This is a genomic window from Burkholderia theae, from assembly GCF_048565265.1.
GTDB lineage: Bacteria > Pseudomonadota > Gammaproteobacteria > Burkholderiales > Burkholderiaceae > Burkholderia > Burkholderia theae.
The window spans coordinates 366,576-382,274 of sequence record NZ_CP183461.1 but is presented as its reverse complement, the minus strand read 5'-3'; the positions used below and the strand labels follow the sequence as shown (position 1 = coordinate 382,274).

Genomic DNA, 15,699 nt, shown 5'->3' with positions numbered 1-15,699 from the left:
GATTCAAAGTTTTGATCCAGCTCTTCTATCGCACCTCGAAGGGTGCACGGGCCGGTAGCGAAAAAAGCAAGATGCGGATTTTAAAGGAAAATCCGCATCTTTGCCAACTACAGCTACAACCGGGCTTACTTGTCGAGACCAGCCGGCGGCCAGTTCTCGAGCTTCATGCCCAGCGTGAGACCGCGCGAAGCGAGCACTTCCTTGATCTCGTTGAGCGACTTGCGACCGAGGTTCGGCGTCTTCAGCAGCTCGTTTTCCGTGCGCTGGATCAGGTCGCCGATGTAGTAGATGTTCTCGGCCTTCAGGCAGTTCGCCGAACGAACCGTCAGCTCGAGATCGTCCACCGGACGCAGCAGGATCGGATCGATCTGCGGTGCACGCGACGGTGCCTCGGCAGCCGTTTCCGTGCCTTCCAGCGCCGCGAACACGGACAGCTGGTCGACCAGGATGCGGGCCGATTGACGGATCGCTTCTTCCGGCGTGATCACGCCGCTCGTCTCGATGTTCATCACGAGCTTGTCGAGGTCGGTACGCTGCTCGACACGTGCGCTTTCGACAGCGTAGCTCACGCGGCGAACCGGCGAGAACGAAGCGTCGAGCACGATGCGGCCGATGATCTTGGCCGTATCTTCGCCGTAGCGACGAACGTTGCCGGGCACATAACCGCGACCCTTCTCGATCTTGATCTGAACGTCGAGCTTGCCGCCCTTCGACAGATGCGCGATCACGTGATTCGGGTTGATGACTTCGCAATCGTGAGCCAGCTCGATATCGCCGGCCGTGACAACGCCTTCACCTTCCTTGCGCAGCGTAACCGTCACTTCGTCGCGGTTATGCAGCTTGAACACCACGCCCTTCAGGTTCAGCAGCAGGTTGACGACGTCCTCTTGCACGCCATCAAGCGTCGAGTACTCGTGCACCACGCCGGCGATCGTGACTTCGGTCGGCGCATAGCCGACCATCGACGACAGCAGCACGCGGCGAAGCGCATTGCCCAAGGTATGGCCGTAACCGCGTTCGAACGGTTCCATGACCACCCTCGCGTGGTTCTCGCCAAGCGATTCCACGGCGATGATCTTGGGTTTCAGCAAACTGGTTTGCATGGGCTTTCCTTTTCAATACCCTCGGCTCGTTACACCGATAAGGCTGACCGGTAACAACCAGAAAATAAACAGCCGAGGCCCCTCCTTGCGCAACGCAATCGGGGTACCTCGGCCGTCAATCGGATTAACGCGAATACAATTCGACGATCAGGCTTTCGTTGATGTCGCCTGCGATGTCAACGCGTTCCGGCATTTGCTTGAACGTGCCTTCGAACTTCTTCGCATCGACTGCAACCCAGCTCGGCATGCCGCCTTGCTCGGCCAGCGACAGCGATTCGACGATACGCGCTTGCTTCTTCGCCTTTTCGCGGATCGCGACGACGTCACCCGCCTTCACTTGCTGCGACGGGACGTTCGCGACGACGCCGTTCACGGTGATCGACTTGTGGCTCACCAGCTGACGCGCTTCAGCGCGGGTCGAGCCGAAGCCCATGCGATACACGACGTTGTCGAGGCGCGACTCGAGCAGTTGCAGCAGGTTTTCACCCGTGTTGCCCTTGCGGCGGTCGGCTTCGGCGAAGTAGCGGCGGAACTGACGCTCCAGCACGCCGTAAATGCGCTTGACCTTCTGCTTTTCGCGCAGCTGCGTACCGTAGTCGGACGTACGAGCGCCCGAGGTACGGCCGTGCTGACCCGGCTTGCTGTCGAGCTTGCACTTGTCGGCGAGCGAGCGGCGCGCGCTCTTCAGGAACAGGTCGGTGCCTTCACGGCGGGACAGCTTGGCTTTGGGGCCGATATAACGTGCCACTTTGCATTCCTTTATCAATCAGTCACGCGAACCGAAATCCGCGCTAGTCCGCTCCCTTTGGGGCGAACGGTGGGCTTAGTCAATCAAAAAAGCACAGCCCGTCGACGCTACGCGGCGACAGGCAATGCGCTAGCACGAACGTGCCAGCACATTCTTAGATACGACGACGCTTCGGCGGGCGGCAGCCGTTGTGCGGAATCGGGGTGACGTCCGAAATCGCGGTGATCTTGATGCCGAGGCCGTGCAGTGCGCGCACTGCCGACTCGCGACCCGGGCCCGGGCCCTTGATCCGCACTTCCAGATTCTTCACGCCGTATTCCATCGCGACGCGACCTGCCGACTCGGCTGCGACCTGAGCAGCGAACGGCGTCGATTTGCGCGAGCCCTTGAAGCCCTGGCCGCCCGACGTCGCCCATGCCAGTGCGTTGCCTTGGCGATCGGTGATCGTGATGATCGTGTTGTTGAACGACGCGTGAACGTGAACCACGCCTTCAGCGACGTTCTTCTTAACCTTCTTGCGTACGCGTTGCGCCGCGGTGTTCGAAGCCTTAGCCATTACGTTTTCCTGTAACTGTCAGTTCCGCTTACTTCTTCAGCGCTTGCGCTGCACGACGCGGACCCTTGCGAGTACGTGCGTTCGTACGCGTACGCTGACCGCGCATCGGCAGGCCCTTGCGATGACGGACGCCACGGTAGCAACCGAGGTCCATCAGGCGCTTGATGTTCATCGTCACTTCACGGCGCAGATCGCCTTCGACGACAAACTTGCCCACTTCTTCACGCAGCTTTTCGAGATCTGCGTCGGTCAGGTCCTTGACCTTCTTCGAGAATTCCACGCCAGCTGCCGCGCAGATGCTGCGCGAGCGCGTGCGGCCGACACCGAAGATTGCCGTCAGGCCAATCTCGGTATGCTGGTGATTCGGGATGTTAACCCCTGCGATACGAGCCATTGTTTTTCCTCAAACAAAAAGCGCAAACAAACGCGCGGTCAGCCTTGGCGCTGCTTGTGGCGCGGATCCGAGCTGCAGATCACGCGAACGACGCCTTTGCGCTTGATGATCTTGCAATTGCGGCAAATGCGCTTAACCGATGCCATCACTTTCATGATAATACCCTTTTTTCAAATCACTTCGCCCGGAACACGATCCGCGCACGAGACAGATCGTAAGGCGTCAACTCAACCGTCACCTTGTCGCCCGGGAGGATGCGGATGTAGTGCATCCGCATCTTTCCGGAAATATGCCCCAATACGACATGGCCGTTTTCCAGCTTCACACGGAAGGTCGCATTCGGGAGGTTTTCGATCACCTCACCCTGCATCTGGATTACATCGTCTTTGGCCATAGTCCTATTTAACGCATCGGGATGTTGCCGCCCTTGAAGTTCGCCTTCTTGAGCAGTGACTCATACTGTTGCGACATAACGTACGACTGCACCTGCGCCATAAAGTCCATCGTGACGACGACAATGATCAGCAGCGACGTTCCACCAAAATAAAACGGCACGTTCCAGCGCAGCACCAGGAATTCCGGCAGCAGACACACGAAGACGATGTAGATCGCACCGGCCAGCGTCAGACGCGTGAGGATGCGGTCGATATATCGTGCGGTCTGATCGCCCGGACGAATGCCCGGAACAAACGCGCCGCTCTTCTTCAGGTTGTCTGCGGTCTCCCTGCTGTTGAACACCAGTGCGGTGTAGAAGAAGCAGAAAAACACGATTGCCAGCGTGTACAGCAGCACATAGACCGGCTGGCCCGGCTTCAGCGCTTCCGCAACGTTATGCAACGTATTGGAAATCCAGCTTCCCGTCGGCTGACCGGTACTGAACCAGCCGAGAATCGTTGCCGGGAACAGGATGATCGACGATGCGAAGATCGGCGGAATCACGCCCGACATGTTCAGCTTCAGCGGCAGGTGCGACGACTGCCCGCCGTAGATCTTGTTACCGACCTGGCGCTTCGCGTAGTTCACGAGGATCTTGCGCTGACCGCGTTCGATGAACACGACCAGGTAAGTCACCGCGGCAATCAGAACGACGATGATGATCGCCGAAATGATGCTCATCGAACCCGTACGCACCAGCTCGAACAACCCACCGACGGCATTCGGGAACCCTGCTGCGATCCCGCCGAAGATGATGATCGAGATACCGTTGCCCAGACCACGCTCGGTAATCTGCTCGCCGAGCCACATCAGGAACATCGTGCCAGTAACCAGCGTCACGACCGTCGTCAGTCGGAACAGCATGCCGGGATCGGTGACGAGGCCCGGCTGGTTTTCCAGCGCAGCCGCGATACCGAATGCCTGGAAGGTCGCGAGCACCACGGTGAAATACCGCGTGTACTGCGTGATCTTCCGTTGCCCTGCCTGCCCTTCCTTCTTCAGCGCCTCGAGCTGCGGCGAGACGATCGCCAGCAACTGCATGATGATCGACGCCGAAATATACGGCATGATCCCCAGCGCAAAGATCGTGAAGCGGGAAAGTGCGCCACCCGAGAACATGTTGAACATGCCCAGGATGCCACCCGCCTGGCTCTGGAACAGCTTAGCCAGTTGATCCGGATCGATGCCCGGCACGGGAATGTGCGCGCCGATGCGATAGACGATCAGCGCCAGGAGCAGGAACATCGCTCGCCGACGCAGATCGCCGAATTTCGCCGTGCTTCGACCGGGTTTTGCAAGACTCGGGCTGTTAGCCAAGTACCTTCTCCGATGAATGCAAGTGACGACGCGCTACGCGTGTCACTCGGCGAACGAACCGCCAGCCGCTTCGATCGCAGCGCGCGCACCCTTGGTGGCACCGAGACCCTTCACGACGATCTTGCGCTTCAGTTCGCCCGTCGCGATGATCTTTGCGCTCTTCGTCAGCTCGCCGACCAGGCCGGCTTGCTTCAGTGCGAGCAGATCGATCTCATCGACCGGCAGCTTCTCGAGGTCGCTCAGGCGCACTTCACCGACGAATTCCTTCGTCAGCGACGTGAAGCCGCGCTTCGGCAGACGACGTTGCAGCGGCATCTGACCGCCTTCGAAACCGACTTTGTGGAAGCCGCCCGAACGCGATTTCTGACCCTTGTGACCACGGCCAGCCGTCTTGCCGAGGCCCGAACCGATGCCACGGCCGACGCGACGCTTGGCGTGCTTGGCGCCAGCTGCCGGCTTCAGGTTATTCAATTCCATATCAACTCCTTGATCCGTAGGGCCGCTTACGCGATGACCTTAACGAGGTACGAGACCTTGTTGATCATGCCGCGGACCGCCGGCGTGTCCTGCAGCTCGCTAACCGAGTTGAGTCGGCGCAGGCCCAGGCCACGCACGGTCGCGCGGTGCGATTCGCGGGTCCCGATCAGGCTCTTAACGAGCTGAACCTTGACAGTTTTTTCAGACATGGTGACCACCCGGGCTTAGCCCAAAATATCTTCGACGGACTTGCCGCGCTTCGCCGCGATGTCTGCCGGGGTGGACTGCTTACGCAGGCCGTCCAGCGTGGCGCGAACGAGGTTGTACGGGTTCGTCGAACCGTGGCTCTTCGCCACAACGTTCTGAACGCCCATCACGTCGAACACTGCGCGCATCGGGCCGCCGGCGATCACGCCCGTACCTGCCTTCGCCGGAGCGAGGAGGACGGCCGAAGCGCCGTGCTTGCCGTGCACTTCGTGCTGCAGCGTGCCGTTCTTGAGCGGCACCTTGAACATGTTGCGGCGAGCTTGTTCCATTGCCTTCTGGACAGCGACCGGCACTTCCTTCGCCTTGCCCTTGCCCATGCCGATGCGGCCATCGCCGTCGCCAACCACGGTCAGTGCGGCGAAGCCGAGAATACGGCCACCCTTCACGACCTTGGTCACGCGGTTGACCGAAATCATCTTTTCACGAAGGCCGTCGTCGCGTTCGTCAGCCTGAACTTTCGCTTGCATCTTTGCCATGACGAATTCCTTCCTTAGAACTTGAGCCCAGCTTCGCGAGCTGCCTCAGCCAGCGCCTTGACGCGGCCATGGTAGCGGAAGCCCGAGCGGTCGAAGGCGACGGATTCGATGCCGGCGGCCTTTGCCTTCTCGGCAATACGCTTGCCGATCAGCGTCGCAGCATTAACGTTGCCGCCCTTGCCCGACTTGTCGGCGAGCTCTGCGCGCACTTCTGCCTCGAGCGTCGACGCACTGGCGAGCACCTTGGTGCCGCAGGGCGAGAACACTTGAGCGTAGATATGCGTGTTCGTGCGATGCACGGCGAGACGCGCGACCTGCAGCTCAGCGATCTTGATACGCGTCTGGCGAGCGCGGCGCAGGCGAGATTGAGTCTTATCCATGATTGCGCACCCTTACTTCTTCTTCGTTTCTTTGAGGATCACAACCTCGTCGGAATAGCGCACGCCCTTGCCCTTGTAGGGCTCCGGCGGACGGTAACCGCGGACTTCCGCAGCCACTTGACCGACTTGTTGCTTGTTGATCCCCTTGATCACGATTTCGGTTTGCGTCGGGGTTTCAGCCTTGACGCCTTCCGGCATCTGGTGCACCACCGGGTGCGAGAAACCCAGCGACAGGTTCAGCTTGTCGCCTTGCGCTTGTGCACGGTAACCGACGCCAACCAGCGTCAGCTTGCGCTCGAAACCCTTGGTCACGCCGTGCACGGCATTCGCGATGATCGCGCGCATCGTGCCCGACAGTGCATTTGCTTCGCGGCTTTCGTCGACCGGCGACAGATTCAGCGTGCCGTCGTTGTTCGCCACGTTCACGAGCGGATTGATCGCTTGCGTGATGGTGCCCAGCGGGCCCTTGACGGTGATTGCGCCGTCGGCCAGCTTGACTTCCGCGCCTTGCAGCGCGATCGGGCTCTTACCTACTCGAGACATGTTTCTCTCTCCTCGGCTTTAAGCGACGTAGCAGATGACTTCGCCGCCGACGCCGGTAGCGCGCGCCTTGCGGTCGGTCATCACGCCCTTGGGCGTCGACACGATTGCCACGCCGAGGCCATTCATGACCTGCGGAATGTCGTTACGGCCGCGGTAGACGCGCAGGCCAGGCTTCGACACGCGCTCGAGGCGTTCGATGACCGGACGGCCAGCGTAGTACTTCAGCGCGATATTCAGTTCAGCCTTTGCGCCTTCGCTCTTCACCGCGAAATCGTCGATATAACCTTCGTCCTTCAGGACTTGCGCGATTGCAACCTTGACCTTCGACGAGGGCATCGCGACCGATACCTTCTCGACCATCTGCGCGTTGCGGATGCGAGTCAGCATATCGGCGATAGGATCACTCATGCTCATTTACGTTTCTCCTATTACCAGCTCGCCTTGGTCAGGCCAGGAATCTCGCCACGGAATGCGATTTCACGAATCTTGTTACGCGCGAGGCCGAATTTACGGAACGTGCCACGCGGACGGCCCGTGATCGCGCAGCGGTTACGCTGGCGGGTCGGGTTTGCGTTGCGGGGCAGTTGCTGCAGCTCCAGGCGTGCTTCGTAGCGCTCTTCTTCCGACTTGCTTTGGTCTTCGACGATCGCCTTCAGCGCTTCGCGCTTTGCTGCGAACTTCGCGACCAGGCGGGCGCGCTTCTTTTCACGTTCGATCAGTGCCAGTTTAGCCACGGTAACCTCAGTTTCTGAACGGGAACTTGAAGCTGGCGAGCAGAGCCTTTGCTTCGTCGTCGGTCTTCGCAGTCGTCGTGATGCTGATGTTCAGCCCACGCAGTGCGTCGATCTTGTCGTAATCGATTTCGGGGAAAATGATCTGCTCTTTCACACCGATGTTGTAGTTGCCACGGCCATCGAAAGCACGACCCGACACACCACGGAAGTCACGCACGCGGGGCAGGGCGACGGTCACGAAGCGATCGAGGAATTCGTACATTGCCTGGCCGCGCAGCGTCACCATCGCGCCGATCGGGTAGCCCTGACGAATCTTGAAACCTGCGATTGCCTTGCGTGCCTTCGTCACGACCGGCTTCTGACCAGCGATCTTCGTGAGGTCGCCAACGGCGTTCTCGATGATCTTCTTGTCAGCGATCGCTTCGCCAAGACCCATGTTCAGCGTGATCTTGGTGATGCGCGGCACTTCCATGACCGACTTGTAACCGAACTTCTCGATCAGGCCGGGCACAACCTTTTCTTTGTAAAACTCTTGAAAACGAGCCATTTTTTACTCCGCTGCGTCAGGCGCTCAGTACGGCACCGGTCGTCTTCAGGAAGCGAACTTTCTTGCCTTCCTCGACCTTGATGCCAACACGCGACGCCTTGCCATTCGCGTCGACCAGTGCGACGTTCGAAATATGCAGGGGCATCGTCTTCGCTTCCACGCCGCCCGTCGTACCCTTCATCGGGTTCGGCTTCACATGCTTCTTGACGAGGTTGATACCTTCAACCGTCACATGTTCAGCACCGACAGCCAGCACGACGCCGCGCTTGCCCTTGTCCTTGCCGGTGACGACGATCACTTCGTCACCCTTGCGAATCTTGTTCATCGCGACTCCTTACAGCACTTCCGGCGCAAGCGAAACGATCTTCATGAATCGTTCGCTACGCAGCTCACGCGTCACCGGCCCGAAGATACGGGTGCCGATCGGCTCGAGCTTGTTATTCAAAAGCACAGCGGCGTTGCCGTCGAACTTGATCAGCGAGCCGTCTTGACGGCGAACGCCCTTGGCGGTGCGAACCACCACGGCATTGTAAATTTCGCCTTTCTTCACGCGCCCGCGCGGCGTTGCCTCTTTGACGGTCACCTTGATGATGTCGCCAATGCCGGCATAACGACGCTTCGAGCCGCCGAGCACCTTGATGCACATGACTTCACGTGCACCCGTGTTGTCGGCTACTTCGAGCCGAGATTCGGTCTGGATCATGGTTTGTCTTTCCCAACTTAATCCGGATGCACCACCATGATGCATTCGGTCAGTCTTGGTCCCGTCAGCCAATCGGCTGCTTGGGTTGGAACAGCAGCGACGGCAAACGAAACCCGCCATCGCAATTCGGTGAATCTTTCAGACAGGCTGGCGCCAGTCCGCTTCCCCCACCAACTTCGCCCGCGACGGGGCTCCCATAAAGAGGGAAGACCAGGATTATAACAAATAATCCTGGTCACGCAAGCAAAAACTTTGCGATTTCAAGCACTTCGTGGAGAAGTGCCTGTTGCTGCCTACTGCACTGCCCGCTTAGATGACGCGAGCTGCTTCGACGAGGCGCGACACTGCCCAGGCCTTCGTCTTCGAAACAGGACGAGTTTCCTGGATTTCGACGAGATCGCCTTCGTTGCAGGTGTTCGCTTCATCGTGCGCGTGGTACTTCTTCGAACGCACGACATACTTGCCGTAGATCGGGTGCTTGACGCGGTGCTCGATCAGCACGGTGACGGTCTTGTCCATCTTGTTGCTGACGACCCGACCGACCAGCGTCCGCTTCAGCGAGGTTTTCACGCTATCGTTCATTTCTGGTTCGCCTTCTGAGTCATGACGGTCCGCACACGTGCGATGTCGCGACGAACCTTCTTCAGCTGGCTCGTGTTAGTGAGCTGCTGGGTCGCGAGTTGCATGCGCAGGCCGAATTGCGCCTTCAGCAGGTCCGCCAGCTCCTTGTTGAGCGCGGCCTGGTCTTTCTGGAGAAGTTCGGAAGCCTTCATATTTTCTCCTTAGGCGCCGAGCTGGCGCACGATGAACGCCGTCTTCAGCGGCAGCTTGGCTGCAGCCAGACGGAACGCTTCGCGTGCCAGTTCTTCGGTGACGCCGTCCATTTCATAGAGCATCTTGCCCGGCTGAATCTCGGCGACGTAGTACTCAGGGTTACCCTTACCGTTACCCATACGCACTTCGGCCGGCTTCTGCGAAATCGGCTTGTCCGGGAAGATCCGGATCCAGATGCGGCCGCCACGCTTGATGTGACGCGTCATTGCACGACGCGCCGCTTCAATTTGACGCGCGGTCAAACGGCCGCGACCGATCGCCTTCAGGCCGAAATCACCGAACGACACTGCGTTGCCGCGCGTCGCCTTGCCGGTGTTACGACCCTTCTGCTCTTTGCGATACTTCCTGCGTTTCGGTTGCAGCATCGTTATTCTCCAGTCTTGCCGTCTTCGGGCTTGCCGGCGCCACGGCGCGGTGCGCCACGACGAGCACCCGGAGCGCCGCCTTCGCCGTCACGGCGCGGACGACGATCGCCCGGGCGCGCATTGCGACGCGGACGCTTGTCTTCGGCTACTTCTTCCACCACCGGCGCGTCGTTGCGGCCGAGCGTGTCGCCCTTGTACACCCACACCTTGACGCCGATGATCCCGTAGGTCGTCTTCGCTTCCGAAGTCGCGTAGTCGATGTCGGCACGCAGCGTGTGAAGCGGAACGCGACCTTCGCGATACCACTCCGTACGTGCGATTTCGATACCGTTCAGACGGCCTGCGCTCATGATCTTGATGCCCTGGGCACCCAGACGCATCGCGTTCTGCATCGCACGCTTCATCGCGCGGCGGAACATGATCCGGCGCTCGAGCTGTTGCGTGATCGAGTCAGCGATCAGTTGCGCATCGGTTTCCGGCTTGCGGATCTCTTCGATGTTGACGTGAACCGGCACGCCCATGCGGCGTTGCAGTTCCGTCTTCAGCTGTTCGATATCCTCGCCCTTCTTGCCGATGACCACGCCCGGACGCGAGCTGTAAATCGTGATGCGCGCGTTCTTTGCCGGACGCTCGATGACAACCCGACCGACCGAAGCGTTCTTCAGCTTCTTCTTCAGGTACTCACGAACACCGATGTCTTCCTGAAGCATCGCCGCGAAATTGTTGTTGTTCGCGTACCAACGCGAAGCCCAATTGCGGCTGACAGCCAGGCGGAAGCCAGTCGGATGAATTTTCTGTCCCATCGTATGGCTCCTTAATTCCCGACCGTCACAGTGATGTGACAGGATTGCTTCTCGATGCGGTTACCGCGGCCCTTGGCGCGCGCGGTGAAACGCTTGAGCGATGCAGCCTTATCGACGTAGATGCTCTTGATCTTGAGCTCGTCGATATCGGCGCCTTCGTTGTGCTCCGCATTCGCGATTGCCGACAGCACAACCTTCTTCACGATGCCAGCCGCCTTCTTCGGCGAGAACGTCAGAACGTTCAGCGCCTTGTCGACCGGCAAACCGCGGATCTGGTCAGCCACAAGGCGCGTTTTTTGCGCCGAGATGCGGGCACCGCGATGAATTGCTTTCACTTCCATCTTGATTGCCCCTTATTTCTTGGCCTTCTTGTCGGCTGCGTGACCCTTGAACGTACGGGTCAGTGCGAACTCGCCAAGCTTGTGGCCGACCATGTTTTCCGAGATGTACACCGGAACGTGTTGACGGCCGTTGTGAACAGCGATCGTCAGGCCGATGAAATCCGGCAGAATCGTCGAGCGACGCGACCAGGTCTTGATCGGCTTTTTGTCGCGCGAAGCTGCAGCCGCCTCAACTTTCTTCAGCAAATGGGCGTCGCAGAACGGACCTTTTTTAACAGAACGTGCCATTGCCTACTCCTTAACGCTTGTGACGGCGCTGGACGATCATCGTCGTCGTGCGCTTGTTGCTGCGGGTGCGATAACCCTTAGCCGGCGTACCCCACGGGCTCACCGGGTCGCGACCTGCAGCCGTCTTGCCCTCACCACCACCGTGCGGGTGATCAACCGGGTTCATCGCAACGCCACGCACCGTCGGGCGGATACCGCGCCAGCGGTTCGCGCCAGCCTTGCCGATTTGGCGCAGGCTATGCTCTTCGTTGCCGACTTCACCGATCGTTGCACGGCACTCGATGTGCACGCGACGGATTTCGCCCGAACGCAGACGAACCTGCGCGTAGACGCCTTCACGTGCCAGCAGCATGGCCGACGTGCCAGCCGAACGCGCCATTTGCGCGCCCTTGCCCGGCAGCATCTCGATGCAGTGGATCGTCGTACCGACCGGAATGTTGCGGATCGGCAGCGTGTTGCCTGCACGGATCGGCGCTTCCGAACCCGACATCAGCTGTTGGCCGACGGTCAGGCCCTTCGGGGCGATGATGTAGCGACGCTCGCCGTCTGCGTAGAGCACCAGCGCGATGTTCGCGCTACGGTTCGGGTCGTACTCGAGACGCTCGACCTTTGCCGGGATGCCATCCTTCGTGCGACGGAAATCGACGATACGATAGTGCTGCTTGTGACCACCGCCCTTGTGGCGCGTGGTGATGCGGCCGTTGTTGTTACGGCCGGCGGTCGAGCTCTGCGAGTCGAGCAGTGCCGCGAACGGCTTGCCCTGGTGCAGATTCTTGTTGACCACCTTGACCATCGCGCGGCGACCCGGCGAAGTCGGCTTAACTTTAACGATTGCCATGATTACTTGGCCTCCGCTTCAAAGTTGATTTCCTGGCCGGGCTTCAGGCAAACGTACGCCTTCTTCACGTCCTTGCGGCGGCCCATCGAACGGCCAAAGCGTTTCTGCTTGCCCTTCTGAACCAGCACGTTGACGGAGTCAACCTCAACCTTGAACAGCAGCTCGACAGCCGCCTTCACTTCCTGCTTCGTGGCATCCGGCGCGACTTCGAACACGACTTGCTCGTTCTTGTCGGCAACCAGCGTCGCCTTTTCCGAGATCACCGGTGCGAGCAGGACCTGCATCAAACGATGATCGTTCTTGCGAATCTCGCTCATGACAGCAACTCCTCGATCTGGGCGACCGCAGCCTTCGTGACCAGGACTTTCTTGAAGTAGATCAGCGACAGCGGGTCAGCGTAGCGCGGCTCGACAATTGCCACGTGCGGCAGGTTGCGCGAAGCCAGGTACAGGTTTTCGTCGACCGTGTCGGTAATGATCAGCACGGAGTCGAGACCCATGGTCTTGAATTTTTCGGCCAGCAGCTTGGTCTTCGGCGCTTCGAGGATGATGTCCTCGACAACCGACAGACGGCCTTCACGGGCCAGCTGCGAGAAGATCGAGCAGAGACCTGCGCGATGCATCTTCTTGTTGACCTTGTGCGAGAAGTTTTCTTCCGGCGAGTTCGGGAAGATACGACCACCGCCACGCCACAACGGGCTCGACGACATACCGGCACGAGCGCGGCCCGTACCCTTCTGACGCCACGGCTTCTTGGTGGTGTGCTTGACCTGCTCGCGGTCCTTCTGCGCGCGGTTACCCTGGCGAGCATTCGCCTGGTAAGCGACGACGACCTGGTGGATCAGCGCTTCGTTGTAGTCACGACCGAACACGACGTCCGATGCGTTGACCACTGCACCTTCCTGACCATTTTCGTTCAGGAGCTTGAGTTCCATTATTTCGCCCCCTTGGTCTTGACGGCCGGCGTGACAAAAACCTTGCCACCCTTCGCGCCCGGAATCGCACCCTTGACGAGCAGCAGCTTGCGCTCTGCGTCGATACGAGCGATTTCGAGGTTCTGCACCGTCACCGTCACATCACCCATGTGACCCGTCATGCGTTTACCCGGGAACACGCGACCCGGATCCTGCGCCATACCGATCGAGCCCGGCACGTTGTGCGAGCGCGAGTTACCGTGCGTGGCACGGCCGGAGGAGAAGTTGTAACGCTTGATCGTACCGGCGTAGCCCTTACCGATCGACACGCCTTGCACGTCGACCTTCTGGCCCACTTCGAAAAGATCTGCACCGACCACGGCGCCATTCGACAGCTCGGCTGCCTTGGCCGCGTCAATGCGGAATTCCTTGAGGATTTCACCGGCTTCGACACCGGCTTTGGCGAGATGACCTGCCAGCGGCTTCGTCACGCGCGATGCGCGGCGGGAGCCGAATGCAACCTGCACGGCCGTGTAGCCGTCGGTTTCAACAGTCTTGATCTGCGTCACGCGGTTGTCCGACACGTCCAGCACGGTGACGGGAATCGAATCCCCTTCCGCCGTGAAGATACGGGTCATGCCAACCTTGCGACCTACGAGTCCAAGGCTCATCATTTTCTCCATTCCCGACTGCGATTGGTCGGGGCTGATTTACAAAATGCCGGGCACGCAAGGCCCAACTTTTTTACGCGAATACGCGAAAAGCCAAGCAGTATAGCCCGATTCTTCGTTTTCCGCAAGCAATCAAAGACTTAGCGCCGCCCGGCGAGCCGATCGGCGCTGGAAGCCTTACTGCAGCTTGATTTCCACGTCGACGCCAGCCGGCAGATCGAGCTTCATCAGCGCGTCAACCGTCTTGTCGGTCGGATCGACGATGTCCATCAGGCGCTGGTGGGTGCGGATTTCGAGCTGATCGCGCGACGTCTTGTTGACGTGCGGCGAACGCAGGATGTCAAAACGCTGAATGCGCGTCGGCAGCGGCACCGGGCCACGGACGATTGCGCCAGTCCGCTTCGCGGTATCGACGATCTCGGCTGCCGATTGATCGATCAGACGATAGTCGAAAGCCTTCAGGCGAATGCGGATTTTTTGTTGCTGCATGACGATTCCTTGAAAAGAGCGAGGCGATGTTGCATCGCCGAACACCAAAAGAACGTGAAACGTGAGGCCTGCGGGGAGCGAGGCATCAGGTTCCGGACAGTACTTCCACTGCTAAGCCCGCGATTCTACACGAAATTCTGCAGTGGTGGTGCGGGTTTATCGATCCACGCAACAGGCGCCGGAAAAACAAAACCGGGTGCCAGCGCAAGCTGGACACCCGGTTTCGACGGCACGACCGCATGCCGCGGAATCGCGGACCCCATCGGGATCCGCGGATCGTCGATATTACTCGATGACCTTGGCGACGACGCCGGCGCCGACCGTACGGCCGCCTTCGCGGATTGCGAAGCGCAGACCTTCTTCCATCGCGATCGGAGCAATCAGCTTCACCGTGATCGACACGTTGTCGCCCGGCATCACCATTTCCTTGTCCTTCGGCAGCTCGATCGAGCCCGTCACGTCCGTCGTACGGAAGTAGAACTGCGGACGGTAGTTGTTGAAGAACGGCGTGTGACGGCCGCCTTCGTCCTTGCTCAGCACGTACACTTCAGCCGTGAAGTGCGTGTGCGGCGTGATCGAACCCGGCTTCGCCAGAACCTGGCCACGCTCCACGTCTTCACGCTTCGTGCCGCGCAGCAGGATACCAACGTTGTCGCCTGCTTGACCTTGGTCCAGCAGCTTGCGGAACATTTCAACGCCCGTGCAGGTCGTCTTCACCGTCGGCTTGATACCGACGATTTCGATTTCTTCGCCGACCTTCACGACGCCGCGCTCGATACGACCCGTCACCACCGTGCCACGGCCCGAGATCGAGAACACGTCTTCCACCGGCATCAGGAACGCGCCGTCAACTGCACGCTCCGGCGTCGGGATGTACGTGTCCAGCGCATCGGCCAGGCTCATGATCGCCACTTCGCCCAGCTCGCCCGTGTCGCCTTCCAGCGCCAGCTTTGCCGAACCCTTCACGATCGGCGTGTCGTCGCCCGGGAAGTCGTACTTCGACAGGAGTTCGCGAACTTCCATCTCGACCAGCTCGAGCAGTTCAGCGTCGTCCACCATGTCGCACTTGTTCAGGAACACGATGATGTACGGAACGCCAACCTGACGCGCCAGCAGGATGTGCTCACGCGTTTGCGGCATCGGGCCGTCTGCTGCCGAGCAAACCAGGATCGCGCCGTCCATCTGTGCCGCGCCCGTGATCATGTTCTTCACATAGTCAGCGTGGCCCGGGCAGTCGACGTGTGCGTAGTGGCGGTTAGCCGTTTCGTACTCGACGTGTGCCGTGTTGATCGTGATGCCGCGCGCCTTTTCTTCCGGTGCCGCGTCGATCTGGTCGTATGCCTTCGCTTCGCCGCCGAACTTCTTCGTCAGCACCGTCGTGATCGCTGCCGTCAGCGTCGTCTTGCCGTGGTCAACGTGACCAATCGTACCAACGTTCACGTGCGGCTTGGTCCGCTCGAATTTACCTTTTGCCATG

General features: G+C 59.7%; 29 protein-coding genes. All 29 read right to left on the bottom strand.

Annotation, left to right across the window (positions count from 1 at the left end; genetic code table 11):
* Positions 1-125: 125 nt before the first annotated feature.
* Positions 126-1,103 carry a DNA-directed RNA polymerase subunit alpha gene (locus tag ACN22W_RS01855; RefSeq protein ID WP_006477176.1) on the bottom strand — a complete coding sequence of 326 codons (978 nt, stop codon included), beginning with the start codon at positions 1,101-1,103 and terminating at the stop codon, positions 126-128.
* Positions 1,104-1,227: 124 nt separating this feature from the next.
* Positions 1,228-1,851 carry a 30S ribosomal protein S4 gene (gene rpsD / locus ACN22W_RS01850; RefSeq protein WP_129513518.1) on the bottom strand — a complete coding sequence of 208 codons (624 nt, stop codon included), beginning with the start codon at positions 1,849-1,851 and terminating at the stop codon, positions 1,228-1,230.
* A gap of 154 nt (positions 1,852-2,005) precedes the next feature.
* Positions 2,006-2,407, bottom strand: a complete 402-nt coding sequence (rpsK, locus tag ACN22W_RS01845; protein ID WP_004197937.1) for a 30S ribosomal protein S11 — start codon at positions 2,405-2,407, stop codon at positions 2,006-2,008.
* Positions 2,408-2,435: 28 nt separating this feature from the next.
* The gene (rpsM, locus tag ACN22W_RS01840) at positions 2,436-2,801 is read right to left on the bottom strand and encodes a 30S ribosomal protein S13 (protein WP_047899584.1); all 366 of its coding nucleotides are present in this window, start codon (positions 2,799-2,801) and stop codon (positions 2,436-2,438) included.
* Positions 2,802-2,839: 38 nt separating this feature from the next.
* Complete coding sequence (gene rpmJ / locus ACN22W_RS01835) at positions 2,840-2,956, bottom strand: 50S ribosomal protein L36 (RefSeq protein WP_004199844.1); 117 nt, start codon at positions 2,954-2,956, stop codon at positions 2,840-2,842.
* 20 nt (positions 2,957-2,976) lie between these two features.
* Positions 2,977-3,195: a translation initiation factor IF-1 gene (infA, locus tag ACN22W_RS01830; protein ID WP_004521905.1), complete on the bottom strand. Its 219-nt coding sequence runs from the start codon at positions 3,193-3,195 to the stop codon at positions 2,977-2,979.
* Between the two features lie 8 nt (positions 3,196-3,203).
* Positions 3,204-4,553 carry a preprotein translocase subunit SecY gene (gene secY / locus ACN22W_RS01825; RefSeq protein WP_006482915.1) on the bottom strand — a complete coding sequence of 450 codons (1,350 nt, stop codon included), beginning with the start codon at positions 4,551-4,553 and terminating at the stop codon, positions 3,204-3,206.
* A gap of 42 nt (positions 4,554-4,595) precedes the next feature.
* Positions 4,596-5,030 carry a 50S ribosomal protein L15 gene (gene rplO, locus ACN22W_RS01820; protein WP_006477180.1) on the bottom strand — a complete coding sequence of 145 codons (435 nt, stop codon included), beginning with the start codon at positions 5,028-5,030 and terminating at the stop codon, positions 4,596-4,598.
* Between the two features lie 26 nt (positions 5,031-5,056).
* Entirely contained in the window at positions 5,057-5,239 is a 183-nt protein-coding gene (rpmD, locus tag ACN22W_RS01815; RefSeq protein WP_006400644.1) for a 50S ribosomal protein L30, read from the bottom strand.
* A 15-nt stretch (positions 5,240-5,254) separates the two neighbouring features.
* Positions 5,255-5,773, bottom strand: coding sequence for a 30S ribosomal protein S5 (rpsE, locus tag ACN22W_RS01810; protein WP_006752931.1), 519 nt, complete (start codon positions 5,771-5,773; stop codon positions 5,255-5,257).
* Positions 5,774-5,787: 14 nt separating this feature from the next.
* Positions 5,788-6,153 carry a 50S ribosomal protein L18 gene (gene rplR, locus ACN22W_RS01805; protein WP_006477183.1) on the bottom strand — a complete coding sequence of 122 codons (366 nt, stop codon included), beginning with the start codon at positions 6,151-6,153 and terminating at the stop codon, positions 5,788-5,790.
* A 12-nt stretch (positions 6,154-6,165) separates the two neighbouring features.
* Positions 6,166-6,696 (bottom strand): 50S ribosomal protein L6, encoded by a 531-nt coding sequence (rplF, locus tag ACN22W_RS01800; RefSeq protein ID WP_006758786.1) that lies wholly within the window; start codon positions 6,694-6,696, stop codon positions 6,166-6,168.
* A gap of 18 nt (positions 6,697-6,714) precedes the next feature.
* Positions 6,715-7,110, bottom strand: coding sequence for a 30S ribosomal protein S8 (gene rpsH, locus ACN22W_RS01795; RefSeq protein WP_009687199.1), 396 nt, complete (start codon positions 7,108-7,110; stop codon positions 6,715-6,717).
* 14 nt (positions 7,111-7,124) lie between these two features.
* Positions 7,125-7,430 carry a 30S ribosomal protein S14 gene (gene rpsN, locus ACN22W_RS01790; RefSeq protein WP_006482884.1) on the bottom strand — a complete coding sequence of 102 codons (306 nt, stop codon included), beginning with the start codon at positions 7,428-7,430 and terminating at the stop codon, positions 7,125-7,127.
* Between the two features lie 7 nt (positions 7,431-7,437).
* The gene (rplE, locus tag ACN22W_RS01785; RefSeq protein WP_006477186.1) at positions 7,438-7,977 is read right to left on the bottom strand and encodes a 50S ribosomal protein L5; all 540 of its coding nucleotides are present in this window, start codon (positions 7,975-7,977) and stop codon (positions 7,438-7,440) included.
* Between the two features lie 16 nt (positions 7,978-7,993).
* Complete coding sequence (rplX, locus tag ACN22W_RS01780; RefSeq protein ID WP_006477187.1) at positions 7,994-8,302, bottom strand: 50S ribosomal protein L24; 309 nt, start codon at positions 8,300-8,302, stop codon at positions 7,994-7,996.
* A 9-nt stretch (positions 8,303-8,311) separates the two neighbouring features.
* A complete protein-coding gene (gene rplN / locus ACN22W_RS01775) occupies positions 8,312-8,680 on the bottom strand; it encodes a 50S ribosomal protein L14 (protein WP_006752929.1) in 369 nt (122 codons plus the stop codon).
* 309 nt (positions 8,681-8,989) lie between these two features.
* Complete coding sequence (gene rpsQ, locus ACN22W_RS01770; protein ID WP_047899582.1) at positions 8,990-9,262, bottom strand: 30S ribosomal protein S17; 273 nt, start codon at positions 9,260-9,262, stop codon at positions 8,990-8,992.
* On the bottom strand, positions 9,259-9,453 hold the full coding sequence (gene rpmC, locus ACN22W_RS01765; RefSeq protein WP_006400652.1) for a 50S ribosomal protein L29: 195 nt from the start codon (positions 9,451-9,453) through the stop codon (positions 9,259-9,261). The genes rpsQ and rpmC overlap by 4 nt, the downstream gene beginning before the upstream one ends.
* Before the next feature lie 9 nt (positions 9,454-9,462).
* Entirely contained in the window at positions 9,463-9,879 is a 417-nt protein-coding gene (gene rplP / locus ACN22W_RS01760; protein WP_006752927.1) for a 50S ribosomal protein L16, read from the bottom strand.
* 2 nt (positions 9,880-9,881) lie between these two features.
* The gene (gene rpsC / locus ACN22W_RS01755; RefSeq protein ID WP_006482899.1) at positions 9,882-10,682 is read right to left on the bottom strand and encodes a 30S ribosomal protein S3; all 801 of its coding nucleotides are present in this window, start codon (positions 10,680-10,682) and stop codon (positions 9,882-9,884) included.
* An 11-nt stretch (positions 10,683-10,693) separates the two neighbouring features.
* A complete protein-coding gene (gene rplV / locus ACN22W_RS01750) occupies positions 10,694-11,023 on the bottom strand; it encodes a 50S ribosomal protein L22 (RefSeq protein ID WP_004199272.1) in 330 nt (109 codons plus the stop codon).
* Between the two features lie 12 nt (positions 11,024-11,035).
* Positions 11,036-11,311, bottom strand: a complete 276-nt coding sequence (gene rpsS / locus ACN22W_RS01745; RefSeq protein WP_004199273.1) for a 30S ribosomal protein S19 — start codon at positions 11,309-11,311, stop codon at positions 11,036-11,038.
* A gap of 10 nt (positions 11,312-11,321) precedes the next feature.
* Entirely contained in the window at positions 11,322-12,149 is an 828-nt protein-coding gene (rplB, locus tag ACN22W_RS01740) for a 50S ribosomal protein L2 (RefSeq protein WP_006482900.1), read from the bottom strand.
* 2 nt (positions 12,150-12,151) lie between these two features.
* Complete coding sequence (gene rplW, locus ACN22W_RS01735) at positions 12,152-12,466, bottom strand: 50S ribosomal protein L23 (RefSeq protein ID WP_004199275.1); 315 nt, start codon at positions 12,464-12,466, stop codon at positions 12,152-12,154.
* Entirely contained in the window at positions 12,463-13,083 is a 621-nt protein-coding gene (gene rplD, locus ACN22W_RS01730) for a 50S ribosomal protein L4 (RefSeq protein WP_011350675.1), read from the bottom strand. The genes rplW and rplD overlap by 4 nt, the downstream gene beginning before the upstream one ends.
* Positions 13,083-13,733 carry a 50S ribosomal protein L3 gene (gene rplC, locus ACN22W_RS01725; protein ID WP_006482922.1) on the bottom strand — a complete coding sequence of 217 codons (651 nt, stop codon included), beginning with the start codon at positions 13,731-13,733 and terminating at the stop codon, positions 13,083-13,085. Before rplC ends, rplD begins: the two co-directional genes overlap by 1 nt.
* 177 nt (positions 13,734-13,910) lie before the next feature.
* Positions 13,911-14,222 (bottom strand): 30S ribosomal protein S10, encoded by a 312-nt coding sequence (rpsJ, locus tag ACN22W_RS01720; RefSeq protein ID WP_004199280.1) that lies wholly within the window; start codon positions 14,220-14,222, stop codon positions 13,911-13,913.
* 285 nt (positions 14,223-14,507) lie between these two features.
* Entirely contained in the window at positions 14,508-15,698 is a 1,191-nt protein-coding gene (gene tuf, locus ACN22W_RS01715) for an elongation factor Tu (protein ID WP_129513512.1), read from the bottom strand.
* Position 15,699: the final 1 nt, after the last annotated feature.